The following is a 25,556-nucleotide window of genomic DNA, read 5'->3' as shown; positions in this document are numbered from 1 at the left end:
CGTCAGCGGGCCCGCGCGGTTATCGCGTCAAAGCCACGTAGGTATGGTATCGCGGTTTATGATTTCGTCAAAGCTTGGCCGTTCACGAATTACGGCAAATTGATCCCCATGCACCAGAACCTCGGGGATCAGGGGACGGGTGTTGTATTCGCTGGCCATCACCGCGCCATAGGCACCGGCGCTGCGGAAGGCGACCAGATCACCGGCCGCAAGCGGTGGCATGTTGCGCTGTTTGGCAAAGGTATCGCCGGTTTCACAGACAGGCCCGACGATGTCATAGGGTTGTTGTTCAACACCCGGCTCGGGCTCCTGAACGGCGACGATATCGTGATGCGCCTCATACATCGCGGGGCGGATCAGGTCGTTCATGGCCCCGTCGAGGATCAGGAAGTCGCGGCCCTCGCCCGATTTCACATAAATCACCTTGCTGACCATCAGACCGGCATTGCCCGCAATCAGGCGGCCCGGTTCGATTTCGATCTCGCAACCCAGATGGCCCAGTGTTTTCTTGATCAATGCGCCATATTCCACCGGCAGCGGCGGCGCGTCATTGGCCCGGGTATAGGGGATGCCAAGCCCGCCCCCCAAATCGAGACGGCGGATGTTATGCCCCTCGGCGCGCAGTTGTTCGGTCAGTTCGGCGACCTTGGTATAGGCCAATTCAAACGGCTCAAGCTCGGTCAGTTGCGAGCCGATATGAACGTCGATGCCGATCACCTCCAACCCCGGCAGGCTGGCGGCATGGGCATAGACCTCGGACGCGCGGGCGATCGGGATGCCGAATTTGTTCTCGGACTTGCCGGTGGCGATCTTGGCGTGGGTCTTGGCGTCCACATCCGGGTTCACCCGCACGGTGATCGGAGCGACCACGCCCAGCTCCAGCGCAACGGCGTTGATAACTTCCATTTCGGGCTCGGATTCCACGTTGAACTGGCGGATGCCGCCAGTCAGCGCGGTGCGGATTTCATCGGCGGTTTTACCGACCCCCGAAAACACGATCTTGTCGCCCGGCACACCGGCGGCCTTGGCCCGCAGGTATTCCCCGCCCGAGACCACATCCATCCCCGCGCCCGCCTGCGCCAACGTTTTCAGAATCGCCTGATTGCTGGCGGCCTTCATCGCATAGCAGACAAGGTGATCTATGCCCTCAAGCGCGTCATCGAACAGCTGGAAATGCCGCAACAGGGTCGCGGTCGAGTAGACATAGAACGGGGTTCCGACGGTGGCGGCGATTTCCGAGATCGGGACATCCTCGGCGTAAAGCGCGCCGTCGCGGTAGAGAAAGTGATCCATGACAGCGCGCTTAGACCAAAACTGCCTGTCGGATCAATGGATTCTGCACGACCCGAAGCGTTCCGTCAGTTGGTTGTCGACACACCGACCCGCGCATAGCCCGAAACCGAGATACCGGACCCACCCGAAGGCTCCTCGGGCTCAGGGCGGGGTTTATACGAAGGATCGCAGGCCGCAAGCACGGCAAGGGACAGGATCAGGCCGATAAATTTCATAGTGTCGTCTTATGCTTAGGAGTTGGCGCAAGGCCGGTGATACCATGCAGATAAGCGCGCGGCGGACAAATTGCAAAGGTGTCATACGCCCAAATAGACGCCAAGACCGCCGCGCCGGACCCCGACACCGCCCCCGACATGGGTGCCGCTGCTGCCGACACCGATATTGGCGCTCATCGTTGGCTGGATCGGCTCACCATCAGCACCGCAGGCGGCCAGGGTAAACCCGGCCAATAAGACAAAACCCAAACGCAAAATTCGCATCATGCCAACACCTTCCGCCGCTTGATCTGGACATGCACCTGACCGGGGCACTACGCCACGGCAGGACTGGCGGGATTTTACCGCATTTTCACACCGTGAACACCAGGAATGTCATCGAACCTCCCACCCACTGTTTTCCCGACCGGACCATGCCGACCGACAGCGATCGTCTGTCTGCGCCTAAGAGCGGCACGCATCGCGGCGGGATTTCTCCAGTTCCTCGACCTGCTTCAACATATCCGCAGAAATCTTTGTTGCGTTTTCAATCGCTGGCGCAAAGTCCGGATTATACAGACCACGTCCATAGACAAGCTGGTAAAGCGTATGAAACGGGTTTGCGTTGCACTCGATGATTGCCGGGCCGGTTTCAGTGACTGCCACATCCCAGCCGAAAACGCCGAATTCAGGGAACAATTCGTGGGCTGACACGCAAGTGTCGACCAGTTCTTCCCAGTTTGGGACGCGAACACCGGCAAATGGCTCCTCAGACACCGGGTGACGCTCGATGGTTTGAGCATCAAGCCCGATGCCGGTCCGCGCTTCGCCCAGAACACCATTATCGTCGATCTGATCCTGAATGCTGCCCTGTTGCCAGAAATATAGCGTGAGCATTCTGGGGCCGACTTGAATCAGGAAAAATGACCAAAATTTGGCGTGACTGTTCACCAGATGGCAGCAATTGGAACTGCGCCCGGAGATCCGGGCGCAGGCTGGAATGTCTCAGACCAGCGCCTTCCACCGTTCGATCTGCGCGCGCACCTGGTCCGGTGCCGTGCCACCGTAGGACTGGCGCGAGTTTACCGAGTTATCGACGCCAAGCACCGTGTAGACATCGTCGGTAATCTCGGCGTGAACCGATTGCATGTCTTCCAGCGTCAGGTCGGGCAGGTCACAGCCTTTGCTCTCGGCCATGGCGACCAGCGAGCCGGTAACGTGGTGGGCGTCGCGGAACGGCAGGCCCGGCACCCGCACCAGCCAGTCGGCCAGATCGGTCGCGGTCGAGAAACCCGAGCCTGCGGCGGCGGCCAGGCTTTCGCGGTTGGCGGTCATGTCCTTGACCATGCCTTCCATCGCCGCCAGCGCCAGCATCCAGTTGTCGGCGGCATCAAAGACCTGTTCCTTGTCTTCCTGCATGTCCTTGGAATAGGCCAGCGGCAGGCCCTTCATCACCATCATCAGCGCAGTGTTAGCCCCATAGATGCGCCCCACCTTGGCGCGGATCAGTTCGGCCGCGTCGGGGTTCTTCTTCTGCGGCATGATCGAAGAGCCTGTCGAGAACCGATCCGACAGCGTGACAAAGCGGAACTGGGCCGAGGACCAGATCACCAATTCTTCGGCAAAGCGCGACAGGTGGACGGCGCAGATCGAGGCGGTGGACAGGAACTCCAGCGCGAAGTCGCGATCGCTGACCGCGTCCAGCGAGTTGGCGGCAGGGCGGTCAAAGCCCAGCGCCTGCGCCGTCATGTGGCGGTCGATGGGGAAGGACGTTCCGGCCAGAGCAGCCGCCCCCAGCGGGGATTCGTTCATCCGGGCACGGGCGTCACGAACGCGGCTCAGGTCACGGCCAAACATCTCGACATAGGCCATCATATGGTGGCCCCATGTCACCGGCTGCGCGGTTTGCAGGTGGGTAAAGCCCGGCATGACCCAATCGGCGCCCGCTTCGGCCTGCGCCAAAAGCGCGCGGATCAGGGCCAGCAGGCCGGTTTCGGCCGCGTCCAGTTGATCACGCACCCACAGTTTGAAATCGGTCGCAACCTGGTCATTTCGCGACCGGCCCGTGTGCAAACGGCCTGCAGGCTCACCAATCACTTCTTTCAGTCGCGCTTCGACATTCATGTGGATGTCTTCCAGCGCGGTCGAGAACTGAAATTCTCCGTTCTGGATTTCTGACAAAACGGTGAGCAGCCCTTCCCGAATAGCTTCAGCGTCACTATCAGTAATAACGCCTGTGGCGGCCAACATGGCGGCATGGGCGCGCGAGCCTGCGATGTCCTGGGCTGCCATCCGCTGATCGAACCCGATCGAGGCATTGATCGCCTCCATGATCGCGTCTGGACCGGCGGCAAAGCGGCCGCCCCACATCTGGTTCGAGGATTGATCGGTCATGTAAGAAAACCCGGAGTTGATATGCGCCTAATTCGTCTGATCCCCCTTTATATGGCCCTTGCGCTGGGTGCAAACGCGGCTTTGGCCACGGATGCGGAAACTCTGGGCCCGCTGCGCGAGGGCACGCTGAAACGGCTGATCCTGCACAAGGAACCCAAACCCCACGAACTGGTCGAGTTTCAGCTGGAAGACGATGGCGGCACCGCAACGCTTGAGGACTATAAAGGCAAGTATGTTCTGCTGAACTTCTGGGCCACGTGGTGTGCGCCCTGCCGCAAGGAAATGCCCCAGATCGCCGAGCTGCAGGCCGAGTTCGGAGGCGACAAGTTCGAGGTGCTGACCCTGGCCACCGGGCGCAACTCGCCCGCCGGTATCAAGAAGTTCTTCGAAGAGAACGGCATCGAAAACCTGCCCCGCCATCAGGATAAAGGCTCGACCGTGGCGCGGGAATTTGGTGTCATTGCCCTGCCGATCACGGTGATCCTTGATCCGGACGGCAATGAAATCGCCCGGCTGATCGGCGACGCAGAATGGAATTCGGACAGCGCCAAGGCGATCATCTCGACGCTGGTAGGCGCTGAAAGCTAAGGAATACGCCATTCCCCGCAAACTGTGCTAGACTGGAACCGGCCCACGATGGGCCGGTTTTTCGTTTGTAACCTTTTGAAAGGGAGGCGACTATGAAACCCGTCGTTCTGTTGATTGGCCGCTTGCCCAACGTCATCGGCGACGTGGCGCGGCAGTTGGATCACATGCCGATCCAATGGTTGGGCGCGCATGATACCGATGAGGTCCGGCGGCAACTGGATGCCGAGCCCCGGATTGTCTGCGCCATCATGGGCGCCGGTCTGGATGACAGGATACGCGGCGAATTGGTGGGCATCATCGCCGCCCGCAGGCCGGATATCTGTATCCACCTCAAGGATCGCGCCTCCGGCCCTGACGGGCTCGTGCCCTTTGTGGAACGTGTCGTGCAGCACGAAATCCTCGACACGCTCGAGACTGGCTGACGCCACGCAACCTTTGACACTGTCCTGACCGCTCTGCACTGTGCCAGCCGGGAGGATGGAATGCCGCTTGAAATACTGCTGGTTCTGGTTGTCGGAGGCATCGTCGGCGTGACGGTGATGCTGCATTTGACCGGGCGGTCCAAGCTGCGCGAACTGACGCCCGGGACCGTGCGCGCGGAATGGCTGCGTCATGCGCCTGACGACGAGATCATCGACATCACGCTTGCCCATGACAAACACGCGGCCCTGATCCGCACCGAGACCGGAAACGGGCTGCTGTGGTCCTTTGGCGCCGATACCGTGGCGCGTCATCTGCTGGATTTCGACTGGCTGGATCACCCCGAGGGTTTCGAGATCCAGTTCCACGAATTCGGCACGCCCAAAGTCATCATCCACCTTGACGAATTCGAACGCCCCCACTGGGAACATCTGATGGACCCCGCATGACCGACCAAATTACCTTTCCCGACGCCGTGCAATGGGCGGTGCCTTTCTTCATCGCCGCCATTCTGGTCGAGTTCCTGTGGATCGCCATCAAGGGCAAAGGCGGCCGGTATGAGACGCGCGATGCGGTGACCTCTCTCATCATGGGCGCGGGCAATATTGCGTCCGGGTTTCTGCTGGGCTTCATCGCATATGCGTTTTTCATGTGGCTGTGGCAGATCACGCCGCTGAATCTGGGCACCTCGATTCCGGTGATCATCCTGTGCTTTGTGCTGGACGACCTGCGTTACTATTGGGTGCATCGGTTCGGCCACCGCATCCGCTGGGTCTGGGCCAGCCATGTGAACCATCACAGCTCGCAACATTACAACCTGACCACCGCGCTGCGGCAGACCTGGACCTACACGTTCACCTTCATGATGGTGGTGCGGGCGCCGCTGATCCTGCTGGGGTTCCACCCGGCGATGGTGCTGTTCGTGGGCGGGCTGAACCTGATCTATCAGTTCTGGATTCACACCGAGGCCATCGGCAAGATGCCCCGCTGGTTCGAGGCGGTGATGAATACCCCCAGCCACCACCGCGCCCACCACGGCCGCAACGCGCGCTATCTGGATTGCAACTATGCGGGCGTCTTCATCATCTGGGACAAGATGTTCGGCACCTTTGTCCCCGAGCAGGAGGATGATCGCGTCGATTACGGGCTGGTCCACAATATCGGCACGTTCAACCCGCTGCGCGTCGCGTTTCACGAATGGGTCAGCATTTGGCACGACGCGACCCAGCCGGGGCTGACCCTGCGCGAACGTCTGGCCTATTGCTTTGCGCCGCCGGGCTACAGCCACGACGGCAGCCGCGACAGCTCAGACCAGATCAAAGCCAAACACCTGGCCCGGCATCCGGAAGATCGCGGAACGCCCGGATTTGAACAATTTGAAGCCAAAACGCACAATACACAGGCAAAACAGGCTTAAATCCGCCTACCCGGCACCCCCCTTTCCTTGAAAGCGCGATTTCACATTCCATATTCAGCGGATGTGACCCGTATCGAGTAGCCGGAGGCCGACATGCCCAGATTGACAACTGTATCAACCGTTCTTGGCCTGGTCGGGCTGGTTCTGGCAATGCTTACGGCGCTGGCGGGCGGCGCGCAGGGCATCATCGCTCTGGGATTTGTCATGCTGGCACTCGGCTTCATGGGCGCCCTGATCGGAGCGGCAACGGCCCTGGGTCGCGTCTGGGAAACGACGCGGTGAACCGCATCAAATTCTCGCTCCTTAACCACAGATTCATAGTTTTGTCCTGAAATCAAACCCCGAGCGGCGACGTAAAGGGAATGGCAAAGCGATGCGGGACAAAAAACAGGCAGACGTGCCCGAGGGGGCGGAAAGCCCGCTGAATGCGGCCGTCGCATCCCGCGACACTTCCACGGTCCAGATGGCGACCGAGGCGGTAAAGCACAAACAGTGCAAACTGGCCTTTCAACCTGTCATGCAGGCGCACCCACCTTTCGGCGTGGCCTTTTACGAAGGGTTCATCCGGGTGCTGGACGAGACCGGGCGGGTCATCCCCGCGCGCGATTTCATGCCGCAGTTGGAAAACACCCCCATCGGCCGGGATCTAGATTGCGTCGCGCTGGAAATGGGGCTGCGGACGCTGGCCAGAAACCCCGACATACGGCTGTCGATCAACATGTCCGCACGCTCGATCGGATATACGCGGTATTCGCGGGTGCTGGACCGGTTCCTAAAAAAAGACGCCAGTATCGGCGAACGGCTGATCCTCGAAATCTCGGAAAGCTCGGCGATGACGGTGCCCGAGCTGGTGATCGATTTCATGGACCGGCTGCAACCGCGCGGCGTCGCCTTCGCGCTGGACGATTTCGGCGCCAGCAACTTCAGCTTCCGCCATTTCCGAGAGTTTCTGTTCGATGCCGCCAAGATCGACGGGCAATTCGTGCGCGGCATCAGCGACAATCCCGACAATCAGGCGCTGGTCCGTGCTCTGGTTGCCGTGGCGCGGGAATTCGAGATTCTGGTAACCGCCGAATCGGTCGAAACCAAGGCGGACGCCGAATTCCTTGTGGCCAATGGCGTGGACTGTCTGCAGGGCTATTTGTTCGGCGCCCCGACCGTCTCGGCCCCGTGGAAAGACCAAAAAGCCCATCAAACCGGCAGCTAACCACGCATGGGTTGCCCTAGGGGCACCCTGAGACAAGGTGACCGTTGCTGCGTTTGCAGCATTACGCTATGCCATATGAAGTTGGAGCGGGGGATCAGCGGGCGCTCTGGTTCACAGGGGCATTGCCTTTGCGATCCGCGCCGTTACGGTTCCCACAGGACCTTGATGGTAAAGGATTGTCTATATGACCAACGTAGTAATCGCATCCGCAGCACGGACTGGCGTCGGCAGTTTTGGCGGCTCGTTTGCAAACACACCCGCACATGATCTGGGGACTGCCGTTCTCGAAGCCGTCGTCGAACGCGCCGGAGTCGAAAAGGGTGAGGTGAGCGAAACCATCATGGGTCAGGTGCTGACTGCGGCTCAGGGTCAGAACCCGGCGCGTCAGGCGCATATCAATGCCGGCCTGCCGCAGGAAAGCGCGGCCTGGGGTATCAACCAGGTGTGTGGCTCGGGCCTGCGTGCCGTGGCACTGGGGGCTCAGCACATTCAGTTGGGCGATGCCGAAATCGTCGCCGCTGGTGGTCAGGAAAACATGACCCTCTCGCCCCACGCCGCCGCCTTGCGCGCCGGTCACAAGATGGGCGACATGAAATACATCGACACGATGATCCGTGACGGCCTGTGGGACGCCTTCAACGGCTATCACATGGGTCAGACCGCCGAGAACGTGGCCGAGAAATGGCAGATCAGCCGCGACATGCAGGACGAATTCGCCGTCGCCTCGCAGAACAAGGCCGAAGCCGCGCAGAAGGCCGGCAAGTTCGCGGACGAAATCGTGCCCTTCACCATCAAAACCCGCAAGGGCGACATCGTGATGGACAAGGACGAGTACATCCGCCACGGCGCCACCATGGAGGCCATGGCCAAATTGCGCCCTGCCTTCACCAAGGACGGTTCGGTCACGGCGGCCAACGCCTCGGGTCTGAATGACGGTGCAGCAGCGACCCTGCTGATGTCGGCGGAGAATGCTGAAAAGCGCGGGATCGAGCCTCTGGCCCGGATCGCGTCCTACGCCACCGCCGGTCTGGACCCGTCGATCATGGGCGTCGGCCCGATCTACGCCTCGCGCAAGGCGCTGGAGAAAGCAGGCTGGTCGGTTGACGATCTGGATCTGGTCGAGGCCAACGAAGCCTTTGCCGCACAGGCCTGCGCCGTGAACAAGGACATGGGCTGGGACCCGTCGATCGTGAACGTTAACGGCGGCGCGATTGCCATCGGACACCCGATCGGCGCATCCGGCTGCCGCGTTCTGAACACGCTGCTGTTCGAAATGAAGCGCCGCGATGCGAAAAAGGGTCTGGCGACCCTCTGTATCGGTGGCGGCATGGGTGTCGCGCTCTGCGTGGAGCGTGACTAAGTGCGTTGAAGATTGAACATAAAAGGGCGTCCGCCGGGCGCCCTTTTTGTTGAAACCAAGCTTTACACCTTAGATGCGACAATATCGCCGGACAGAAAGCCAAAATCGAACACGAAACGATATTGCGCAGAAATCTCTCTCAGAGTAACAGAATTACCAAGCAGACAAAATTGAAGGAGTCCTCAATGGCACGTACAGCACTCGTAACCGGCGGTTCCCGCGGCATCGGCGCAGCAATTTCCAAGGCGCTCAAGGCCGAAGGGTATAATGTTGCAGCCACCTATGCCGGGAACGACGAAGCGGCGGCAAAATTCACCGAGGAAACCGGCATCGCCACCTACAAGTGGAATGTAGCCGACTACGACGAATCCAAAGCGGGCATCGAAAAGGTTGAGGCCGAGGTCGGCCCGATCGACATCGTTGTCGCGAACGCGGGCATCACCCGCGACGCACCGTTCCACAAGATGACCCCGGATCAGTGGAAAGACGTGATCGACACCAACCTGACCGGCGTGTTCAACACCGTCCATCCTATCTGGCCCGGAATGCGTGAACGCAAGTTCGGCCGCGTGATCGTCATCAGCTCAATCAACGGTCAGAAGGGCCAGTTCGCGCAGGTGAACTATGCCGCGACCAAAGCGGGCGATCTGGGCATCGTAAAGTCGCTGGCGCAGGAAGGCGCGCGTGCGGGCATCACCGCCAACGCCATCTGCCCTGGCTATATCGCGACCGAGATGGTCATGGCGGTTCCGGAAAAGGTTCGTGAATCCATCATCGGCCAGATCCCGGCCGGCCGTCTGGGTGAGCCCGAGGAAATCGCCCGCTGTGTGGCGTTCCTGGCCTCCGACGATTCTCAGTTCATCAACGGCTCGACGATTTCGGCCAACGGTGCACAGTTCTTCGTCTGATCCAACAAACCTGTAAGAAATCGGGCCGGTCCTTTTGGACCGGCCCTTTTTTATCCCGTAAGAACGCGCGCGCTGCGCTCAGCGGGAACCAAACAGCCATTTCAGGGCGTTGTTGATTGCGCGAGACCGTTCCAGATGCGCTCGCTGAAAGGCGCGGGCGGTGGCCGGGTTGGTGGTGACCTCAATCATGGCAGTCTTCCTTTCAGTTCAACTCTGTTTGACTTGAACTGAATATGCGCCTTACATTCTAAGCTTACAAACGAGGTTTCTACAGGTTTCAGTTAAGAATTTCTTGACAAATGAGCACACCCCTTCCCCCTCTGACCGCCCTGCGTGCCTTTGATGCTGCCGCACGGCATATGTCCTTTGCCAAAGCGGCGGACGAGTTGCACGTCACGCCCGCAGCGCTGTCCTTTCAGATCAAATCCCTTGAGGAACACCTGGGCCGCCCCCTGTTTCACCGCCTGAACCGCGCGGTGGAACTGACCGAGGCCGGGCGCGCCCTCGCCCCCGGTGCAGCCGAGGGGTTTGCCACATTGCAGGCCGCGTGGCAGGCGACCCGGCGGCAGGGCGACGACACCAGCCTGACGGTGACTGCGGGGCCTGCGCTGACGGCCAAGTGGCTGGCGCCGCGGCTCTATGATTTCGCCCGAACGCACCCCGAGATCGACCTGAAATTCTCGGCCACACTGCGGATCGTGGATCTGGAACGCGATGATGTGGATGTGGCCATCCGCTTTGGTTACGGCCCGGATGACGGGTTGTATTCCGTGCCCGTCCGCAAAGAGTGGCTGACCCCGGTGATGACCCCTGAACTGGCCGAGCGGTTTCCAACCGTCGAAAGCCTGAAGGAGGCACCGCTGATCCATGATGACTCGATAGCGTTTCTGCGACCGCGCTGCGACTGGCCCACCTGGTTCCGGGCGGTAGGGATCGATTTCACGCCCGAGCATGGCGCACGTTTCTCAAACGCCGATCACGCGATCGATGCCGCCGTTGCGGGTGTTGGCGTGGTGCTGGGTCGCCGCGCCATGATCCTGAAAGACATGACCGAAGGGCGGTTGGTGGCCCCATTCAAGGTCGCCATCGAGACCAGCGGGCGATTCCGCTTTCTGTGCCTGCCCGGTGCCGAAAACCGGCCCCAGATCGCAGCGTTTCGGGACTGGTTCGTTGCCGAGATCGAAAAGGCCGCGCATATCTCGGACGAATTCAGGATCATCCCGGTGGAAGACGTCCCTGCCTCATGACCAGAACACGCGCAACAGCCATAGGGTTTATCGCCGTTTTGCTGTGGTCTTTGCTGGCCCTGTTCACCGTCGGGTCATCTCCGACCCCGCCCTTGCTGCTGAACACCATCTGCTTTTCGATCGGAGGCACGCTGGGCCTGATCTGGACCGGGACCAATGGTGGCCTGCGCCAGCTGCGCGCGGTGCCCTGGACGACATACCTGTTCGGCACCGCGGGGCTGTTTGGCTATCACGCGCTATATTTTTCGGCCCTGCGCATGGCCCCGGCAGCCGAGGCCGGGTTGATCGCCTATCTCTGGCCACTGCTGATCGTGCTGTTTTCAGGGCTGCTGCCGGATGAGAACCTGCGCATCGGACATCTGATCGGCGCCTGCCTTGGTTTTGCCGGGGCAGCCGTGATCATAGCCGGGGGCGGCAGCATGGGGTTTGAGGTCGGTCATCTGCCGGGTTATGGGCTGGCGCTGCTCTGCGCGCTGACATGGTCGGGCTATTCCGTCCTGTCGCGCCGATTGGGCGATACGCCGACCAGTTCGGTCGCGGTGTTCTGCATAACGGCGGCGATTGCCTCAGGCCTGCTGCATTTGGCGGTCGAAGACACTGTCTGGCCCGATGATGCCATCGGCTGGATCTCGGTCGTGGCCCTTGGGCTGGGGCCGGTTGGGCTGGCGTTTTATGTCTGGGATATCGGGGTCAAGCAGGGCGACATCCAGATACTGGGCACAGCGTCCTACGCGGCACCCCTGTTGTCTACTCTGGCTTTGGTTGTGGCCGGGATCGCCGCCCCGTCCTGGGGTCTGGCGATCGCGGCGGTTTTGATCACAGGCGGCGCAGCGATTGCCGCGCGGGCCAGTATGAGACGCTAGTTCGACAGTCGCTCGATCTCTTCCTTCAGCCTCAGCTTCTGCTTTTTAAGCTGAGCAATATGGAGATCGTCGATGCCAGGCGAGCGTTGGGCTTGTTCTACTTCAAGACCGAGGTTTTCATGCTTTTTCTTCAGTTCGGTCAGGTGTGCGCTCACGCTCATGGCGATACTCCTCTGTTGGTGTCTGAGTTTCACGTAAGAAGTTGACCACATCGTTTCCACCCTGTCACGCTGCAGACGCACAGATTCTGTCATAAATCCGACAAATTCGGCTGGTTACTGCCTATCGGTCGAAAATGCCGCAGATCGCGGCCCCGTCGCGCAGCACCGAAGAGACCTGAGTCGTATAGCTTTCGCCGTCTTTTTCATGGCGGTCGCCCGCGTGCAAAATCAGCGGTGCGTGCAGCCGAAATGCCGCCCTACCGCCTTTTCTGGCTCGCAAAATGACCAGTTCAGCGCTACGGCCAGTGCGCGCAGCCAGCGGCAGCACCTCAACCGAGCCCAGACGCCCGGTGCAGCCCGCCAGCATGTCGGGCAGACGGTCGGCCTTTTGGATCATGTGCAGATACCCACGCGGCGCAAGGCGTTTGGCCGCAGCATCAAACCAATCAGCCAGCGGCGTCTCTTCCCCCAATGCCACGCTGCGTCCTTTATCCGTTGCCGGGCTGTGCGCACCCGCAAGATAATAAGGCGGGTTGGCGATCACGTGGTCGAATTGCCTCTGCTTCAGATCGGCGGGCAGAGCGTTCAGGTCCGCTTCGATCACCTCCAGCGGCGCGCCGTTTTCAACAGCGTTACGACGCGCAAGACCGGCATAAGGTGCTTGCAACTCCACGCCGACCCCCTGCACCCCCGGTACACGGGCCAACAGGCACAGGATTGCCGCTCCGGCGCCACAGCCCAGCTCCAACACGGTGTGACCACGTGTCGCCGGAACCGATGCCGCCAACAGCACCGGGTCAACTCCGGCGCGATAACCTGCACGCGGCTGCCAAAGGCGCACACGTCCATTCAAAAAATCATTACGGGTCAAGTCACTATCGGGGAACTGGGTCATCGTCCCAACGGGATGTCATTGTCGCGCATCACGCGTTCCGCACGGGTCAGATCATCTGTGCGCACCATCAGGCGGCGCGGGAAGATTCCGATGCCACCTTCGAGGATGCTCATATTTACGTCCATCTGAAAGCAGTCTATATCCTCTCCCTCAAGAAGGGCCGAAGCAAAGGCCAGGATCGTTGGATCGGTGCTGCGCAAAAGTTCTTTCATGGGACGGATGTAAGGGCAAGGACCGCCGAAAGTCGAGCCTTGTATCAGGAGTGTGATGGATATCGACACGATCACGAAACCGCATGAACGGCTGGCGGAAATTCTGGCTGGCGAAATGGACGCGGTCAATGAGCTGATCCGCACGCGCATGGCCTCTGAGCACGCGCCGCGCATCCCCGAGGTTACCGCACATCTGGTTGAGGCCGGTGGCAAGCGCCTGCGCCCGATGCTGACATTGGCGGCCGCGTGGTTGTTCGGATACAAGGGCGACCACCATGTGCGTCTGGCCGCGACGGTCGAATTCATCCACACCGCCACCCTGCTGCACGACGACGTGGTGGACGAAAGCGCCCAACGGCGCGGGCGGCCCACGGCGAACCTGTTGTGGGACAACAAATCCAGCGTTCTGGTCGGCGATTATCTGTTCTCTCGCAGCTTCCAGCTGATGGTCGAAACTGGTTCTCTGCGGGTTCTGGACATTCTGGCCAATGCCTCGGCCACCATTGCCGAGGGCGAGGTGCTGCAAATGACCGCCGCAACCGATCTGGGCACGGATGAGGCGATTTACCTGCAGGTCGTGCGCGGTAAAACCGCTGCGCTGTTCTCGGCTGCAACCGAGGTCGGCGGTGTGATCGCCGGCGCCTCCGAAGAGCAGGTCAAGGCGCTGTACGACTATGGCGATGCGCTGGGTATCGCCTTCCAGATCGCGGATGATCTGCTGGATTATCAGGGCGATAGCAAAGCCACCGGCAAAAATATCGGTGACGATTTCCGTGAACGCAAGCTGACCCTGCCGGTGATCAAGGCCGTGGCGCAGGCAACCCCCGAAGAACACGCTTTTTGGGAGCGCACCATTGGCCGAGGCCGTCAGGAAGACGGTGATCTGGACCACGCGCTGAGCCTGATGGGCAAATACGGCACTCTGGACGCCACCCGCGCGGATGCGTTCGGATGGGCCGCCAAGGCCGAGGCCTCGCTGGACGCCCTGCCCGATCACGAGATCCGCACCCTGCTACGTGATCTGGCCGATTACGTGGTCTCGCGCCTCAATTAAGCTGTGTTGCGCGGCACCACCAGTCGGGATGGGCCGCGCCGATCTCATAGGCCGCGAAATGCGCGTCTTTCATCGTTGGATATAGCGCGAAACAGGTCGAACCTGAGCCCGACATCCGGGCAAGAAGGCTATTCTTAGTATCTTCCAGTTCCTCAAGCACACGGGCCACGTCCGGGGCCAACCCGGTGGTGGGCGGTTCAAGGTCATTGCGCTGATCCTGCAACCATGCCGCACAGTCCTCGGGAGCATCGAATTGCGGTATCGTGCCCGGCATGGGTGGGTTGTCTCGGCTGGCCAAAGCCGAGAACACCGCGCCTGTGGGCACTTCGACGCCGGGATTGACCAGAAGGGCAGGCAAAGGGGGCAATTTGACTGGGTCCAACTGCTCACCGATACCGCGCATCCGCGCACCGGCGGCCAACACGCACACAGGAACGTCCGCACCCAATGACAATGCGGTATCCGGCGAGACAGCCCCCCCCTGATCCGCAATCATCCGCAGCGTCGCCGCAGCGTCGGACGAGCCCCCGCCGATCCCGCCGCCGTGGGGCAGCACCTTGTTCAGGTCGATATGCCCGGTCCAACCCGCAGCCTCGGCGGCTTTCCAGACCAGATTGCGGTTGTCCGTGGGCACACCCGCCGCATGTTCACCGGTGACCGCCATCGACAATCCGAGGCCGGGCGTGAATTCCAGCGTGTCGCCGATATCCGCGAACACCACCAGCGAATCCAGCAGGTGATAGCCGTCCGGCCGCTGGCCGGTGACGTGCAGGGTCAGGTTGATCTTGGCGGGCGCGAAGGCCTTAATTGCCATTGGCGACCTTCAGCGGCTCGGCCCCTTCTTCGGCCAGAACCGCATCCAGCCCGATTTCCAGCTTGCGACGGATGCGTTCGGGGTCGGCCTCGCCATCCGTATCTTCGGGGTCGATGAAGGACAGGGCGCGGCTCCACTGAAATTCAGCCTCGCGCGCGCGACCTACAGCCCAGTAAACATCGCCCAGATGGTCATTCACCACCGCATCGACCGGCATCAGCTCGACCGCGCGTTCCATATGCTCGACCGCTTCGTCATAGCGGCCCAGACGGAACAGCACCCAGCCCAGACTGTCGACGATATAACCGCTGTCAGGCCGCGCCGCGACGGCGCGTTCGATCATGTCCAGCGCCTCGTCCAGTTTCTCGCGCCGTTCGACCAGCGAATAGCCCAGATAGTTCAGTACCTGCGGCTGATCCGGGTTCAGCTCCAGCGCGCGGCGGAAATCGGCCTCGGCCTGATCCCAGTTCTTCAACCGCTCATGCGAGATACCGCGGGCATAGTGCAGGAACCAGTTGCCGCCCGTGCTGCCCTCGGTCAGGTCAATCGCCCTGTCATAAGACACAACAGCGGCCGCGTATTCCTCTTGCTGGCGCTGCAGATCGGCCAGCGCCACATGCACGCTGGGCAGGTTCGGGCTTTGGCTGGCCAGTGTCTGCAGCACTTCGGCTGCGGCATCTTTCTTGCCCCAGCGGCTGAGCACCTCTGCCCGGCCCAGCTCGGCGGCGTGGTAATCGCTGCTGCTGGGCGGCACCTTGCGATAGGCATCCACCGCAAGATCATATTGTTCCAGATCGTCCAGCAACTCCGCGCTCAGCAGGATCGCATCCACGTGGTCCGGGCGCAGGAATGCGGCGATGCGCACATAAAGCAGGACATAATTCTGCGCCGCTTCGTTGCTGAGCGCGGCACCGACGGAAAAGAACACTTCGGCCATCCCGTCCTGAGCCGATTGCGCATGGGTGAACGGCAACGTTTCACCGGCGCTCAGACGCGCGACATAGCCCTCAATGGACGGATCGCTGCCGGCGGCAAAGACCTCGGCCAGAAACTGCAATGCGTCGTCATGGCGATCCAGTTGCGACAGGACCTCGGCCCGGGCCAGGGCCGCGCGGCGCGAAAAGCGGGACACGGCGCCGTTATGCGCCGTAAACACCTCTTCGGCGCCTTCGAAGTCACCCACCGACGCCAGCGCCAGCGCCTTGTGATACAACGCAAAGTCCCGCAGCCCGTCCTGCGTGGCGACCTCATCGAATTGCTCCATGGCGCGGGTCATGGCGCCCTGCCCCATATAGGCCCAACCCATCATCAGACCGTCGACCAAAGGCCCCACACCCTGCGTTTCGTGATCCAGGGCCAACAGCTCGTCCAGCTTGCCTTCAGCCCCCAGATTGGCGGTGATCACCATCCGCGCCGTCTGGCTGGGCAGACCCATATCCTCGATCACCTGGGCCACCGGCAGCGCGCGCTGTACCTCGCCCAGAGACAGGCGGGCAACGACAACGCTTTCCAGCAGGGTTGCATTTTCGGGATCGGCCTTGAGGGCCCGGGCATAGTATCTTTCGGCCGCGGTATAGTCGTTCTCGTAAATCGCCTGACGACCGGCCAGATAGGCGCCGGACCCGTTATCCGCTTGAACCGGAAGTACAAAAGACGAGGTGAACAGCACAGCCAGCGCTGCGCGACGAACCAGAGAAACCACCACAATCCTGCCTTGCTATTCTTGTCTGCGCAACAAGCTAGGGCTTTGGCTGGGAAGAGGCAATGGCAGAGCCTTCACGACCCTGCCAGTGCCCGGATTTTCGCTTACATATTGGGATAGTTCGGGCCATCCCCGCCCTGCGGCGTGGTCCAGGTGATATTCTGGCTGGGATCCTTGATATCGCAGGTTTTGCAGTGGACGCAGTTCTGGAAGTTGATCACGAATCGCGGACCTTCTTCATCCTCGACCATCTCATACACACCCGCCGGGCAGTATCGCTGCGCCGGTTCGTCGAACTTGGGCAGGTTGACCTTCACCGGAACTTCGGGGTCGGTCAGCTTCAGATGGCAGGGCTGGCTTTCCTCGTGGTTGGTCATCGCAAACGAGACGTTGGTCAGACGGTCGAAGGACAGTGTGCCATCGGGCTTGGGATAGTCGATGGGCTGATGCTTGCTGGCCTCTTCGGTCGACAGGGCGTCGTTCTTGCCGTGACCCAGAGTGCCCAGCAGCGAGAAGCCCAGCGTGTTGGTCCACATGTCCATGCCACCCAGCACCAGGCTGGCGGTCAGGCCGTATTTCGACCACAGCGGCTTGACGTTACGCACCTTCTTCAGGTCGCTGCCAATGGCGCCTTCGCGGACGTCGACCTCATAGGCAGTCAGCTCGTCGCCCGAACGGTCGGCCTTGATGGCATCGAACGCAGCCTCGGCTGCGGCTTTGCCGGACAGCATCGCGTTGTGGTTACCCTTGATACGCGGCACGTTGACCATACCCGCCGAGCAACCCAGAAGCGCCACACCCGGCGCCACCAGTTTCGGCATCGACTGCCAGCCGCCCTCGGTGATCGCGCGGGCGCCGTAGGCCACGCGCTTGCCGCCTTTCAGCAGCTCGGCCACCATCGGGTGATGTTTGAAGCGCTGGAACTCCATGTACGGATACAGGTGCGGGTTCTTGTAGTTCAGGTGCACCACGAAACCGACATAGACCTGATTGTTTTCTAGGTGATAGATGAACGACCCGCCGCCCGCGTTGCTGCCCAGCGGCCAGCCCATCGTGTGCGTGACGCTGCCTTCCTTGTGCTTGGCCGGGTCAATCTCCCAAATCTCTTTCATGCCGACGCCGTATTTCTGCGGCTCTTTGCCGGCAGACAGGTCGTATTTGGCGATCACTTCCTTGGACAGCGAGCCACGGACACCTTCCGACAGGAAGACATATTTGCCGTGCAGCTCCATGCCCGGCTCGGTGCCCGGGCCGTACGATCCGTCGGGTTCCAGACCGAACACACCTGCAACGACGCCTTTGACCTCGCCGTTGTCGCCGTAGACCAGCTCGGAACAGGCCATACCTGGGAAGATTTCCACGCCCAATTCTTCAGCCTGCTCGGCCATCCAGCGGCAGACATTGCCCATCGAAACAATATAGTTGCCGTGGTTGTTCATCAGCGGTGGCATCGGCGCGTTGGGGATGCGGATTTTACCGGCCTCACCCAGCATGTAGAAATTGTCTTCGTGCACCGGCACGTTCAGCGGTGCGCCCTTTTCCTTCCAGTCCGGGATCACCGCGTCCAGGCCGCAGGGGTCCAGAACCGCGCCCGACAGGATATGCGCGCCCACTTCCGAACCCTTTTCCAGAACGACGACGTTCAGGTCCGCGTCCAGCTGCTTCAGACGGATGGCCGCCGACAGGCCCGCAGGGCCTGCACCCACGATCACCACATCGTATTCCATCGCTTCGCGTTCAATCTCGGCCATCGCGGGCTCCTTAGCTAACTTTCCGAATTGGCGCTTTCACTGCGTGGTCTGCGCAATATTGTTTCAAGGCTGATTACATGGTCTGAAAGACCTTGGTCAATCAAAACACGGCGTAACATTGCTGCAATGCGGCAGTTATGCCTCGGGGGCGTCCCCCATGAGGTATCTGGGACCGCTACCATGGGATTTGGCGCGGTCGTCGCGGTTGTAAAGCGCACATTTCGGCAGGCTCAGGCAGCCGCAGCCGATGCAGCCGTCAAGATTGTCGCGCAACCGCGTCAGGGTATCGATTCGCTGGTCCAGATGGGACCGCAGGCCGATGCTGATCCTTTGCCAGTCTTTCGGCGTCGGCGTGCGGTTCCCCGGCAAGCCCGACAGAACCTCGCGAATCTCGGGCAGGGTCAGACCGAACTGCTGGGCGATCATGATGAAACTCAGCCGCCGGATGTCGGCGCGCTGATAGCGGCGCTGTCCGCCCGCGTTGCGCCAGGGCGCAATCAGCCCCTGCGCCTCGTAGTACCGAATGGCGGAAACCGCCAACCCGGTGCGCCGCGCCAAGGCACCAATCGCCAACCCTTCGGATATTGCCATACCGCCCTCTCAAAAATTCCTTGACCTAAAGTTAGGTTTAGAAATTACGGTGAGTCGGAACAAGCCCCAATTCGCAAAGGAGATCCCATGATGGCGACGCTTGAACACACCAATTTCACCGTCCGCAATCCGCAGGCCTCGGCCGCGTGGATGCACAAGGTGTTTGGCTGGAAAACCCGTTGGGAAGGCCCCGCCATCGCGGGCGGATACACGGTTCATGTAGGCAGCACGCATACCTATCTGGCGCTTTATGCGCCCAGCGACCCGAAACCCTCGGATGAAAGCAGCTATGACATCGTTGGAGGTCTGAACCACGTGGGCGTATTGGTCGAAGATATCGATGCCACCGAGCAGAAAGTGATCGATGCAGGGTTCACCCCCAAATCCCATGCCGATTACGAACCCGGCCGCCGGTTCTACTTCAACGATGACAATGACATCGAATTCGAGGTGATTAGTTACGCCTAGGCCGTAATCCGCCCGTTGCAGGGCCATGCCCTCTTGCATTTCACGCCTCATTTGGGTCAGGTATTTGCCAACCCATCAAATCGCCCCGACGCTGGTTCCATGCGGCGGGGCGCATCACTTTATGCGTGGACGACAAGAGTATGGAAAAGATTCCCATGACGCCTGCGGGCAATGCCGCGCTCGAGGCAGAGCTGAAAAACCTGAAATCCGTCGAGCGCCCGGCGATCATCGAAGCCATCGCCACAGCGCGTGAACTGGGCGACCTGAAGGAAAACGCCGAATACCACTCGGCGCGCGAAAAACAGGGCTTTATCGAAGGCCGCATCAAGGAACTGGAAGGCATCCTGTCGCTGGCCGATGTGATCGATCCGGCCAAGCTGTCCGGTGCGATCAAGTTCGGCGCCAAGGTCACGCTGGTCGATGAAGACACCGACGAGGAAAAGACTTGGAAGATCGTGGGTGAGTATGAGGCCAATATCGAAAACGGCCTGCTCAACATCAAATCGCCCATCGCCCGCGCCCTGATCGGCAAGGACGAAGGTGACAGTGTCGAGGTGCGCACCCCCGGTGGCGTGCGGTCTTACGAAGTGCTGAGTATCGAGTACGCCTGACCGGAGCGTCCCCATGTCCGAACCCACGCCCGAGCAGGAACCCGAGCGACCGACCTCGCTTGGCATCTATGACAAGCCGTCGCGCCCAGCAGTGACCGAGATCGAGATCGCGGCCATCGCGCTAAGCGTGATCTGGTTGGTGGTGTCGGTGGTGTTTCTGGTGCTGCCCGGCCAGACGCAGGGCGGTGGATTCGTCGTGACCCTGCTGGCGGTGTTCATGCCGGTGGCGATGATCTGGGTTGCCGCTACCGCGATGCGCGCCAGCCGCGTGATGCGCGAGGAAAGCGAACGCCTGCAGACCGCGATCGACGCGATCCGGCAGACATATGTCATTCAGCAACAGCGTGCGGCCAGTTCCTTTGAACCGGCGGTCAGCAAGAAACTGGATGAAATCGCCAAGGCGACAAAAAAGACGGAAAGCGCGCTGGCGACGTTTTCGACCAAACGTACGGAACCCGCGCGCGCCGCGACCCCGAACGGCGCCGGCGACCAGACAGCACTGGAACTGGGTACGCAGGCCGAGGACATAGCGCCGCCGCTCAGCACCGATATCTTCATTCGCGCGCTGAACTTCCCTGAAACCCAGGACGATACCGAAGGGTTCAACGCCCTGCGTCTGGCCCTGAAGGACCGCAAGACCGCGCAGCTGGTTCAGGCGTCGCAGGATGTTCTGACCCTGCTCAGCCAGGAAGGCATCTATATGGATGACCTGCGCCCCGACATGGCCCGGCCCGAGGTCTGGCGGCAGTTCGCGCAAGGCGCGCGTGGGCGTTCGGTGGCCGCTCTGGGCGGTATCCGCGACCGCTCGTCATTGGCGCTGACGGCGGCGCGGATGAAACAGGACCCGATCTTCCGCGATGCCGCGCATCATTTCCTGCGCCGCTTCGATCACATGATCGTGGCCTTTGAACCCGAGGCCAGCGATGCCGACCTGACCGCTCTTGGCGAAACCCGCACGGCGCGGGCTTTCATGCTGCTGGGGCGTGTGGCCGGGACGTTTGACTAAGGCGCGGTGACAGGCCAGCTCATGCGCGTGGCGCTGCTGAATCCGAACAGATACTGAAACGGACCGGTCTTTTCCTTGCTGACGGCTTTGAACCCTTCGCGTTCATACAGGGCCCTTGCGCGCGGATTGGTGTCAATCACGTCCAGTTGCACCTCTGACATGCCCGACTTGCGGGCGTGATCCTTGATCGCGGACAGCAGCGCGGTTCCAACCCCCTGCCCGCGTGCTTCTGCGGCCACAAAGATACCGTCCATCTGGAACACGCCGGGTTGCAGACCGCGTTCCAGAACGCTCAGCACCAGACCCCGCCATGTGCCGCCAAACCAGCCATAGATCTTTGCCATATCGGACAGGCTGCCTTCGATCAGCCCGCCGTTCTGGGTTTTGAACCCTGCCAGCCCCAGCATCCGGTCTGAATTGTCCCGCGCGACCAGGGCAAATTTCGGGTTTATGGCATGTTCAATGAAAGCCAGACCCTTTTTGTCCGGCCCCATGACCCTGTGCAGCTTGGCTGCGAAAGCCTGCCAGAACAGGGCTGAGGCCTTTGGTCGTTCAGCCTCGGCGAAGCCCTGTTCGATCCTGACAGTCACAACCCAAAGCTTCCGTAGGGAATGAACCGGACCATATCGCCCGGTTTGATGTGGCGCGCGCCGTCCTCGATCTCGACCAGTCCCTCGGCCCAGCTGAGCCCGCTGATCCGGCCCGACCCTTCCGAGGCAAACACCTCGGCCCGGCCATCGCGGACGCGGGCGCGCAGGTATTCACGGCGGCCGGGTTTCTTGCGTTTCTCGAACGCGGCGGGCAGGTCAAAGCCTTGCGGGGCCTGCCAGCCCTCACCGGCCATCAGGCCCAAGGCCGGACGGGCAAAGATCAGCGTGCAGACCATGGCCGCCACCGGATTGCCCGGCAGGCCGAAGACCGGCGTTCCCTCCCACATGCCCAGCGCCAGAGGCCGCCCGGGTTTCAGCGCGATCCGCCATTCCTGCATCGCGCCCGCCTGCCGCAACAGGGCCGAGACGTGATCTTCGTCCCCTGCCGACGCGCCGCCGCTGGTCAGGACCACATCCGCCTGCTCTGCCGCTTGGTTCAGGCGGTCACGCAGGGCGTCACGGTCGTCTTCGACGCGCCCCATATCCACCGGCTGAAACCCCATTCGGGCAATCAGCGACAGCAGCATCGGGCGGTTGGCGTCGAATATCTGGCCCGGACCGGCGGGCTCTCCGGGTTCGACCAATTCGTCCCCAGTGGACAAAACGGCCACCCGCAGCGTTTCCCGGACAGGCACCTCGGCAAGGCCCGTCGCAGACAGCAAGGCCAAATCGGCAGGTGTCAGCCTGCGCCCGGCGCACAGAACCGGATCGCCCTCGGCCACATCCTCGCCCGCGCGGCGCGTGTTGGCGCGGTGTTTCAACGGACCGTGAAAGGCGATGTGGCCGTCCTGAACGGTGACGTCTTCCTCAAGAATGACGGTATCCACACCCGCAGGAAGGGCCGCGCCGGTCAGCACGCGCAGCGCATGGCCGTCAGGCACCGCCCCATCAAACGGAATGCCCGCCGCCGCGCGCCCCGGATGCAGGGGCATCACTTGCGGCCCCTCGGGCGCGGCACCGGCAAATCCATAGCCGTCCACCGCCGTATTCGGCAGCGGCGGGTTCGAGCGTTTTGCGATCACATCCTCGGCCAGAATGCGCCCGGTTGCCTGCTCCAACGGTACGGTTTCGGCGCCCTTCACCGCCGTCAACCTTTGGCGCAGCAGGGCCAGCGCGTCGTCCACCGGTGTCCAGTTCACTCCGGCGGGCAGCGCAAAACAATCGTTGCGCAGAGGCGGAGGTGCAATGTTTGGCTTGGTCATAATCCGACCTCCTGCAGGATAAAATCCGCAATGGCGGCGGTGTCATCCAGATCAAATACGGGGCAATCCGCGGTCAGCGGCGTATCGCTGGCCACGGCGCGAATGGTTGTGTTTTCGGGCGCCATCAAAGCGTTTTTGGCCTCGACCCGAAACGCCTCGACCTTGGGATGGGCTTCGCGTTTGAACCCCTCGATCAACACAAGATCAACAGGTGACAGCCGCGCGAGCAAATCATCCAGAGACGGCTCGGGCGCGCCTCGCAGTTCCTGCATGATGGCGATGCGCTGGCCCGAGGCCAGCAGCACCTCGGACGCGCCCGCGATGCGGTGGCGATAGCTGTCGGTGCCCGGCTGATCTACGTCGACGCTGTGATGGGCGTGTTTGAGGGTCGAAACGGTGAAACCCCGTCTGGTGATCTCGGCCACCAACCGCTCCATCAGCCCGGTTTTGCCCGCGTTTTTCCAACCGGTGACGCCGTAGACCCTCATGCCTGCTCCAACAGCTTTTCCGCCCGCGCCAGATCGCCGGGCGTGTTGACGTTGAAGAAGGGATCGAACGGTTCGGCGTCGAACAGGGCCTCGCGCCCGTCATGTTTGTCCGTCCACAGCACGACTTTGCGCAGCCCGTGGTTCAGCGCATCGCGCAGATCATCGCGCAACGCCACCGGCCAGAGGCCAAATGTCGGGTGCCGATTGATACGCTTTCCGCCGCCAGACTTCAGCATTTCATCCCCTGTGCGCGGTGTGGTCGCCAGAACCAGCGGATGTGCCTGCCCCTCGGCAGCCTGCATAAGACGGACCACCAGATCGCGCGGAAAGAACGGCGTGTCGGCGGCGGCAGTGACGATACAGTCAGCGCCCTGATCAGCCGCCCAATCCAACCCCGCCAGAACGCCCGCCAGAGGGCCTGCGAACCCTTCGATCGTGTCGGATAGGATGGGCAGGTTCAGATCAGCGAACCGTTCGGGATCACCATTGGCGTTCAGCGCAAGGCCATCGACCTGAGGGGCCAGACGGTCGATCACGTGGGACAGCAGGCTCTGCCCACCGATCTGCAACAGGCCCTTGTCGCCGCCACCCATTCGAGTGGCCAGACCGCCTGCGAGGATAACTCCGAGAGGGCGGGTCATGTTGTTCCTCCGATTTCTGGCCATTTTTTAAACTTTTCCAGTGGAAGAAAGACCAAAGAACCGACGCAGAGGCCAAACAGAATGTACCATATGCTTGTGGGCACCCCTGTAAATTCGGCCAGAACGCGGCTTAACCGATAATAGGCAGACAGAAAAACGACCACGGCACCAAGAACAAAAAGGGCGCAAAAGTAACGCCGAAATCTGCGCGCCGATTTCCGTGTCTCTTCAGAAAACTCCAAAGAGTTGGGCAAACCGTGAAGTAAAACCCGTTGAAGGGCGACGTTCTGTTGCTGCGTCAACAGCCCCCAAGACTGCCATCCCAACCGAAAAGGGGCGCTCAGGTCGAATGTCCCAATGTACTCAGCGGGTTCCCAACCCAATCGGCGAAGAACATTGGGCTCTAATCGTGTCATTCCCTCTAAAACACCTCGTTTGCTGCGTGCGTAGCTTCGCAGCATCAGAAAACCCAATGGCAAAATGCTGATTATCAAAACGAACAATGCGAAAGCGTAGAGTGTTTCAATAATCATCCCGCACTCTTCCTGCGATGTTTCTTGTCCTCAACCGCCACGGTCGCCGGGTCCACGTCGCGGACCAGCCGATCTTCGCCGGACAGGCACACGAACCGCTGCCCGCGCATCCGGCCGATCAGGGTCAGGCCGACCTCGCGGGCAATCTCGACACCCCAGGCGGTAAAGCCCGAGCGGGACGCCAGAACCGGGATGCCCATCATTGCCGTCTTGATCACCATTTCCGAGGTCAGACGGCCGGTGGTGTAAAGGAGCTTGTCCTCCGCCGCCTCGCCCTCGGACAGCATCCAACCCGCAATCTTGTCGACCGCGTTGTGGCGGCCCACGTCCTCCATATAGACCAAGGGTCGGTTTTGGCGGCACAGGACCGTGCCGTGGATCGCGCCCGCTTCAAGGTACAGCGAGGGCGTCCGGTTGATCTTGGCGGCCAGATCGTAAAGCCACGAGGTTCGCACCTGAACCTGCGGCAGGCGGACGTCCTCCAACCCCTCCATCATGTCGCCGAACACCGTGCCCACAGCGCAGCCGCTGGTGCGGGTCTTTTTCCTGAGCTTGTCCTCGTACGAGGTTTCACGCGCAGTGCGGACGATGACGGTTTCCAGATCGTCATCGTAATCAACGCGGGTGATCTGGTCATCGGCCAGCAACATGCCCTGATTGCGCAGAAAGCCCAGCGCCAGATATTCCGGATAATCGCCGATGGTCATCGCCGTTACGATTTCCTGCGCGTTGAGGAAAATCGTCAGCGGGCGTTCTTCCACGACCGAGATCTGGCTGACCTCGCCGTTCTGGTCGACGCCTTCAACCGCACGGGTCAGGCGGGCCGCACCCGGGTCGGGGGCGATGATGTAGTCCGAGACATCCAGTTCCGTGGCCAATTGCAACC

The 25,556-nt window shown here is 61.2% G+C and carries 32 protein-coding genes; 14 read left to right on the top strand and 18 right to left on the bottom strand.

Annotation, left to right across the window (positions count from 1 at the left end; all coding sequences use genetic code 11):
* Positions 1–27: 27 nt before the first annotated feature.
* The 5 genes from lysA to argH all read right to left on the bottom strand — a co-directional run bounded on the left by lysA (position 28) and on the right by argH (position 3,881).
* Positions 28–1,293 (bottom strand): diaminopimelate decarboxylase, encoded by a 1,266-nt coding sequence (lysA, locus tag ACR0DO_RS13445; RefSeq protein WP_480559430.1) that lies wholly within the window; start codon positions 1,291–1,293, stop codon positions 28–30.
* A 65-nt stretch (positions 1,294–1,358) separates the two neighbouring features.
* The gene (locus ACR0DO_RS13440; RefSeq protein ID WP_480559428.1) at positions 1,359–1,508 is read right to left on the bottom strand and encodes a hypothetical protein; all 150 of its coding nucleotides are present in this window, start codon (positions 1,506–1,508) and stop codon (positions 1,359–1,361) included.
* Positions 1,509–1,589: 81 nt separating this feature from the next.
* Positions 1,590–1,775 (bottom strand): argininosuccinate lyase, encoded by a 186-nt coding sequence (locus tag ACR0DO_RS13435; RefSeq protein WP_480443309.1) that lies wholly within the window; start codon positions 1,773–1,775, stop codon positions 1,590–1,592.
* Positions 1,776–1,952: 177 nt separating this feature from the next.
* On the bottom strand, positions 1,953–2,438 hold the full coding sequence (locus tag ACR0DO_RS13430; protein ID WP_480559426.1) for a sugar-transfer associated ATP-grasp domain-containing protein: 486 nt from the start codon (positions 2,436–2,438) through the stop codon (positions 1,953–1,955).
* Positions 2,439–2,492: 54 nt separating this feature from the next.
* Positions 2,493–3,881, bottom strand: coding sequence for an argininosuccinate lyase (gene argH, locus ACR0DO_RS13425; protein ID WP_480559424.1), 1,389 nt, complete (start codon positions 3,879–3,881; stop codon positions 2,493–2,495).
* 21 nt (positions 3,882–3,902) lie between these two features.
* On the opposite strand from argH, the gene ACR0DO_RS13420 reads away from it, so the two are divergent.
* From ACR0DO_RS13420 to yddG, 10 genes are all read left to right on the top strand, one after another.
* A complete protein-coding gene (locus ACR0DO_RS13420; protein ID WP_170673555.1) occupies positions 3,903–4,469 on the top strand; it encodes a TlpA disulfide reductase family protein in 567 nt (188 codons plus the stop codon).
* 92 nt (positions 4,470–4,561) lie between these two features.
* The gene (locus ACR0DO_RS13415) at positions 4,562–4,891 is read left to right on the top strand and encodes a hypothetical protein (protein ID WP_480559421.1); all 330 of its coding nucleotides are present in this window, start codon (positions 4,562–4,564) and stop codon (positions 4,889–4,891) included.
* A gap of 60 nt (positions 4,892–4,951) precedes the next feature.
* Positions 4,952–5,338, top strand: coding sequence for a hypothetical protein (locus ACR0DO_RS13410; protein ID WP_480559419.1), 387 nt, complete (start codon positions 4,952–4,954; stop codon positions 5,336–5,338).
* Positions 5,335–6,306, top strand: a complete 972-nt coding sequence (locus tag ACR0DO_RS13405; protein ID WP_480559417.1) for a sterol desaturase family protein — start codon at positions 5,335–5,337, stop codon at positions 6,304–6,306. The genes ACR0DO_RS13410 and ACR0DO_RS13405 overlap by 4 nt, the downstream gene beginning before the upstream one ends.
* Before the next feature lie 93 nt (positions 6,307–6,399).
* A complete protein-coding gene (locus tag ACR0DO_RS13400; RefSeq protein WP_480559415.1) occupies positions 6,400–6,588 on the top strand; it encodes a hypothetical protein in 189 nt (62 codons plus the stop codon).
* A 91-nt stretch (positions 6,589–6,679) separates the two neighbouring features.
* Entirely contained in the window at positions 6,680–7,513 is an 834-nt protein-coding gene (locus tag ACR0DO_RS13395; RefSeq protein WP_480559413.1) for an EAL domain-containing protein, read from the top strand.
* Between the two features lie 184 nt (positions 7,514–7,697).
* Positions 7,698–8,873, top strand: a complete 1,176-nt coding sequence (locus ACR0DO_RS13390; RefSeq protein ID WP_170673566.1) for an acetyl-CoA C-acetyltransferase — start codon at positions 7,698–7,700, stop codon at positions 8,871–8,873.
* 185 nt (positions 8,874–9,058) lie between these two features.
* A complete protein-coding gene (gene phbB, locus ACR0DO_RS13385; protein ID WP_170327209.1) occupies positions 9,059–9,781 on the top strand; it encodes an acetoacetyl-CoA reductase in 723 nt (240 codons plus the stop codon).
* Positions 9,782–10,080: 299 nt separating this feature from the next.
* Positions 10,081–11,028 carry a transcriptional regulator GcvA gene (locus tag ACR0DO_RS13380; protein ID WP_480559411.1) on the top strand — a complete coding sequence of 316 codons (948 nt, stop codon included), beginning with the start codon at positions 10,081–10,083 and terminating at the stop codon, positions 11,026–11,028.
* Positions 11,025–11,891, top strand: a complete 867-nt coding sequence (yddG, locus tag ACR0DO_RS13375) for an aromatic amino acid exporter YddG (protein ID WP_480559409.1) — start codon at positions 11,025–11,027, stop codon at positions 11,889–11,891. The genes ACR0DO_RS13380 and yddG overlap by 4 nt, the downstream gene beginning before the upstream one ends.
* Here yddG and ACR0DO_RS13370 read toward each other — a convergent pair.
* The 3 genes from ACR0DO_RS13370 to ACR0DO_RS13360 form a co-directional block, all read right to left on the bottom strand.
* Positions 11,888–12,052, bottom strand: a complete 165-nt coding sequence (locus tag ACR0DO_RS13370) for a YdcH family protein (RefSeq protein WP_170385717.1) — start codon at positions 12,050–12,052, stop codon at positions 11,888–11,890. The two genes, yddG and ACR0DO_RS13370, sit on opposite strands and share 4 nt — an antisense overlap.
* Before the next feature lie 121 nt (positions 12,053–12,173).
* Positions 12,174–12,947, bottom strand: a complete 774-nt coding sequence (locus ACR0DO_RS13365) for a tRNA1(Val) (adenine(37)-N6)-methyltransferase (protein WP_480559407.1) — start codon at positions 12,945–12,947, stop codon at positions 12,174–12,176.
* Positions 12,944–13,159 (bottom strand): putative signal transducing protein, encoded by a 216-nt coding sequence (locus tag ACR0DO_RS13360; RefSeq protein ID WP_170333283.1) that lies wholly within the window; start codon positions 13,157–13,159, stop codon positions 12,944–12,946. Before ACR0DO_RS13360 ends, ACR0DO_RS13365 begins: the two co-directional genes overlap by 4 nt.
* Positions 13,160–13,214: 55 nt before the next feature.
* On the opposite strand from ACR0DO_RS13360, the gene ACR0DO_RS13355 reads away from it, so the two are divergent.
* Complete coding sequence (locus tag ACR0DO_RS13355; protein ID WP_480559405.1) at positions 13,215–14,213, top strand: polyprenyl synthetase family protein; 999 nt, start codon at positions 13,215–13,217, stop codon at positions 14,211–14,213.
* On the opposite strand, the gene ACR0DO_RS13350 is transcribed toward ACR0DO_RS13355, so the two are convergent.
* The 4 genes from ACR0DO_RS13350 to soxR all read right to left on the bottom strand — a co-directional run bounded on the left by ACR0DO_RS13350 (position 14,206) and on the right by soxR (position 19,071).
* The gene (locus ACR0DO_RS13350) at positions 14,206–15,027 is read right to left on the bottom strand and encodes a 4-(cytidine 5'-diphospho)-2-C-methyl-D-erythritol kinase (RefSeq protein ID WP_480559403.1); all 822 of its coding nucleotides are present in this window, start codon (positions 15,025–15,027) and stop codon (positions 14,206–14,208) included. The genes ACR0DO_RS13355 and ACR0DO_RS13350 overlap by 8 nt on opposite strands.
* The gene (locus ACR0DO_RS13345; RefSeq protein ID WP_480559401.1) at positions 15,017–16,729 is read right to left on the bottom strand and encodes a tetratricopeptide repeat protein; all 1,713 of its coding nucleotides are present in this window, start codon (positions 16,727–16,729) and stop codon (positions 15,017–15,019) included. Before ACR0DO_RS13345 ends, ACR0DO_RS13350 begins: the two co-directional genes overlap by 11 nt.
* Before the next feature lie 104 nt (positions 16,730–16,833).
* Complete coding sequence (locus tag ACR0DO_RS13340; protein WP_480559399.1) at positions 16,834–18,480, bottom strand: electron transfer flavoprotein-ubiquinone oxidoreductase; 1,647 nt, start codon at positions 18,478–18,480, stop codon at positions 16,834–16,836.
* Positions 18,481–18,615: 135 nt separating this feature from the next.
* Positions 18,616–19,071 (bottom strand): redox-sensitive transcriptional activator SoxR, encoded by a 456-nt coding sequence (gene soxR / locus ACR0DO_RS13335; protein ID WP_480559397.1) that lies wholly within the window; start codon positions 19,069–19,071, stop codon positions 18,616–18,618.
* An 87-nt stretch (positions 19,072–19,158) separates the two neighbouring features.
* Here soxR and ACR0DO_RS13330 point away from each other — a divergent pair, with 87 nt between their 5' ends.
* The 3 genes from ACR0DO_RS13330 to ACR0DO_RS13320 all read left to right on the top strand — a co-directional run bounded on the left by ACR0DO_RS13330 (position 19,159) and on the right by ACR0DO_RS13320 (position 21,156).
* Positions 19,159–19,539, top strand: a complete 381-nt coding sequence (locus ACR0DO_RS13330; RefSeq protein ID WP_480559395.1) for a VOC family protein — start codon at positions 19,159–19,161, stop codon at positions 19,537–19,539.
* A gap of 140 nt (positions 19,540–19,679) precedes the next feature.
* Positions 19,680–20,150 carry a transcription elongation factor GreA gene (gene greA, locus ACR0DO_RS13325; protein WP_170446282.1) on the top strand — a complete coding sequence of 157 codons (471 nt, stop codon included), beginning with the start codon at positions 19,680–19,682 and terminating at the stop codon, positions 20,148–20,150.
* Between the two features lie 13 nt (positions 20,151–20,163).
* Positions 20,164–21,156 carry a hypothetical protein gene (locus ACR0DO_RS13320; RefSeq protein WP_480559393.1) on the top strand — a complete coding sequence of 331 codons (993 nt, stop codon included), beginning with the start codon at positions 20,164–20,166 and terminating at the stop codon, positions 21,154–21,156.
* Here ACR0DO_RS13320 and ACR0DO_RS13315 read toward each other — a convergent pair.
* The 6 genes from ACR0DO_RS13315 to ACR0DO_RS13290 are packed head-to-tail and all read right to left on the bottom strand — an operon-like array spanning position 21,153 to position 25,554.
* Entirely contained in the window at positions 21,153–21,746 is a 594-nt protein-coding gene (locus ACR0DO_RS13315; protein ID WP_480559391.1) for a GNAT family N-acetyltransferase, read from the bottom strand. The two genes, ACR0DO_RS13320 and ACR0DO_RS13315, sit on opposite strands and share 4 nt — an antisense overlap.
* Positions 21,743–23,008 carry a molybdopterin-binding protein gene (locus ACR0DO_RS13310; RefSeq protein ID WP_480559389.1) on the bottom strand — a complete coding sequence of 422 codons (1,266 nt, stop codon included), beginning with the start codon at positions 23,006–23,008 and terminating at the stop codon, positions 21,743–21,745. Before ACR0DO_RS13310 ends, ACR0DO_RS13315 begins: the two co-directional genes overlap by 4 nt.
* The gene (mobB, locus tag ACR0DO_RS13305; protein ID WP_480559387.1) at positions 23,005–23,496 is read right to left on the bottom strand and encodes a molybdopterin-guanine dinucleotide biosynthesis protein B; all 492 of its coding nucleotides are present in this window, start codon (positions 23,494–23,496) and stop codon (positions 23,005–23,007) included. Before mobB ends, ACR0DO_RS13310 begins: the two co-directional genes overlap by 4 nt.
* Positions 23,493–24,137: a molybdenum cofactor guanylyltransferase MobA gene (gene mobA / locus ACR0DO_RS13300; RefSeq protein ID WP_480559385.1), complete on the bottom strand. Its 645-nt coding sequence runs from the start codon at positions 24,135–24,137 to the stop codon at positions 23,493–23,495. Before mobA ends, mobB begins: the two co-directional genes overlap by 4 nt.
* Entirely contained in the window at positions 24,134–24,670 is a 537-nt protein-coding gene (locus ACR0DO_RS13295; protein ID WP_480559383.1) for a hypothetical protein, read from the bottom strand. The genes mobA and ACR0DO_RS13295 overlap by 4 nt, the downstream gene beginning before the upstream one ends.
* On the bottom strand, positions 24,667–25,554 hold the full coding sequence (locus ACR0DO_RS13290; protein ID WP_480559545.1) for a formate dehydrogenase accessory sulfurtransferase FdhD: 888 nt from the start codon (positions 25,552–25,554) through the stop codon (positions 24,667–24,669). The genes ACR0DO_RS13295 and ACR0DO_RS13290 overlap by 4 nt, the downstream gene beginning before the upstream one ends.
* Positions 25,555–25,556 lie beyond the last annotated feature (2 nt).

This window comes from Ruegeria sp. AM9 (assembly GCF_056540565.1).
This window is presented reverse-complemented; position numbering and strand designations above follow the sequence as displayed.

Bases quoted from the DNA above. Each gene is read 5' to 3' on its own strand.
- lysA (WP_480559430.1), bottom strand. From the start codon at position 1,293: ATGGATCACTTTCTCTACCGCGACGGCGCGCTTTACGCCGAGGATGTC.
- ACR0DO_RS13440 (WP_480559428.1), bottom strand. From the start codon at position 1,508: ATGAAATTTATCGGCCTGATCCTGTCCCTTGCCGTGCTTGCGGCCTGC.
- ACR0DO_RS13435 (WP_480443309.1), bottom strand. From the start codon at position 1,775: ATGATGCGAATTTTGCGTTTGGGTTTTGTCTTATTGGCCGGGTTTACC.
- argH (WP_480559424.1), bottom strand. From the start codon at position 3,881: ATGACCGATCAATCCTCGAACCAGATGTGGGGCGGCCGCTTTGCCGCC.
- ACR0DO_RS13420 (WP_170673555.1), top strand. From the start codon at position 3,903: ATGCGCCTAATTCGTCTGATCCCCCTTTATATGGCCCTTGCGCTGGGT.
- ACR0DO_RS13415 (WP_480559421.1), top strand. From the start codon at position 4,562: ATGAAACCCGTCGTTCTGTTGATTGGCCGCTTGCCCAACGTCATCGGC.
- ACR0DO_RS13410 (WP_480559419.1), top strand. From the start codon at position 4,952: ATGCCGCTTGAAATACTGCTGGTTCTGGTTGTCGGAGGCATCGTCGGC.
- ACR0DO_RS13405 (WP_480559417.1), top strand. From the start codon at position 5,335: ATGACCGACCAAATTACCTTTCCCGACGCCGTGCAATGGGCGGTGCCT.
- ACR0DO_RS13400 (WP_480559415.1), top strand. From the start codon at position 6,400: ATGCCCAGATTGACAACTGTATCAACCGTTCTTGGCCTGGTCGGGCTG.
- ACR0DO_RS13395 (WP_480559413.1), top strand. From the start codon at position 6,680: ATGCGGGACAAAAAACAGGCAGACGTGCCCGAGGGGGCGGAAAGCCCG.
- ACR0DO_RS13390 (WP_170673566.1), top strand. From the start codon at position 7,698: ATGACCAACGTAGTAATCGCATCCGCAGCACGGACTGGCGTCGGCAGT.
- phbB (WP_170327209.1), top strand. From the start codon at position 9,059: ATGGCACGTACAGCACTCGTAACCGGCGGTTCCCGCGGCATCGGCGCA.
- ACR0DO_RS13380 (WP_480559411.1), top strand. From the start codon at position 10,081: ATGAGCACACCCCTTCCCCCTCTGACCGCCCTGCGTGCCTTTGATGCT.
- yddG (WP_480559409.1), top strand. From the start codon at position 11,025: ATGACCAGAACACGCGCAACAGCCATAGGGTTTATCGCCGTTTTGCTG.
- ACR0DO_RS13370 (WP_170385717.1), bottom strand. From the start codon at position 12,052: ATGAGCGTGAGCGCACACCTGACCGAACTGAAGAAAAAGCATGAAAAC.
- ACR0DO_RS13365 (WP_480559407.1), bottom strand. From the start codon at position 12,947: ATGACCCAGTTCCCCGATAGTGACTTGACCCGTAATGATTTTTTGAAT.
- ACR0DO_RS13360 (WP_170333283.1), bottom strand. From the start codon at position 13,159: ATGAAAGAACTTTTGCGCAGCACCGATCCAACGATCCTGGCCTTTGCT.
- ACR0DO_RS13355 (WP_480559405.1), top strand. From the start codon at position 13,215: ATGGATATCGACACGATCACGAAACCGCATGAACGGCTGGCGGAAATT.
- ACR0DO_RS13350 (WP_480559403.1), bottom strand. From the start codon at position 15,027: ATGGCAATTAAGGCCTTCGCGCCCGCCAAGATCAACCTGACCCTGCAC.
- ACR0DO_RS13340 (WP_480559399.1), bottom strand. From the start codon at position 18,480: ATGGCCGAGATTGAACGCGAAGCGATGGAATACGATGTGGTGATCGTG.
- soxR (WP_480559397.1), bottom strand. From the start codon at position 19,071: ATGGCAATATCCGAAGGGTTGGCGATTGGTGCCTTGGCGCGGCGCACC.
- ACR0DO_RS13330 (WP_480559395.1), top strand. From the start codon at position 19,159: ATGATGGCGACGCTTGAACACACCAATTTCACCGTCCGCAATCCGCAG.
- greA (WP_170446282.1), top strand. From the start codon at position 19,680: ATGGAAAAGATTCCCATGACGCCTGCGGGCAATGCCGCGCTCGAGGCA.
- ACR0DO_RS13320 (WP_480559393.1), top strand. From the start codon at position 20,164: ATGTCCGAACCCACGCCCGAGCAGGAACCCGAGCGACCGACCTCGCTT.
- ACR0DO_RS13310 (WP_480559389.1), bottom strand. From the start codon at position 23,008: ATGACCAAGCCAAACATTGCACCTCCGCCTCTGCGCAACGATTGTTTT.
- mobB (WP_480559387.1), bottom strand. From the start codon at position 23,496: ATGAGGGTCTACGGCGTCACCGGTTGGAAAAACGCGGGCAAAACCGGG.
- mobA (WP_480559385.1), bottom strand. From the start codon at position 24,137: ATGACCCGCCCTCTCGGAGTTATCCTCGCAGGCGGTCTGGCCACTCGA.
- ACR0DO_RS13295 (WP_480559383.1), bottom strand. From the start codon at position 24,670: ATGATTATTGAAACACTCTACGCTTTCGCATTGTTCGTTTTGATAATC.